Below are 337 nucleotides of genomic sequence, written 5' to 3'. Positions count from 1 at the left end.
CCAGCGACTTCTACGAGCTCATCGTCGAACGCCACCACCAAGCATCCACCATCATCACCAGCAACCGCGAACCCCCCGAGATCCTGACCATGATGGCCGATCCACTGCTGGCCCAATCAGCGATGGATCGGCTGCAATCAGCGGCCTACGAACTCGTTGTCGAAGGCGAGTCCTACCGGCAGCGCCAAAAACCCCGACCCGGAAAGCCGGCCCATCCGACTCCGTCGGATTGACCGGCGACACCATCATCGGTCACCATCACCACACGGCCCGGCGACCGGAAACAACCGGTCCCATGCTTATGGCAAAACGGTGGTCCCATCACCCTGGCAGGCGA

At 62.0% G+C, this 337-nt stretch carries 1 protein-coding gene; it reads left to right on the top strand.

The window, feature by feature from the left end:
- The coding region (locus CWS39_RS28530) for an ATP-binding protein (RefSeq protein ID WP_158240435.1) at window positions 1-233 on the top strand (233 nt) is incomplete at its 5' end.
- Window positions 234-337: the final 104 nt, after the last annotated feature.

The organism is Mycobacterium hubeiense (assembly GCF_002838065.1).
In the GTDB taxonomy this organism is placed as follows: Bacteria; Actinomycetota; Actinomycetes; order Mycobacteriales; family Mycobacteriaceae; genus Mycobacterium; species Mycobacterium hubeiense.
This window is presented reverse-complemented; position numbering and strand designations above follow the sequence as displayed.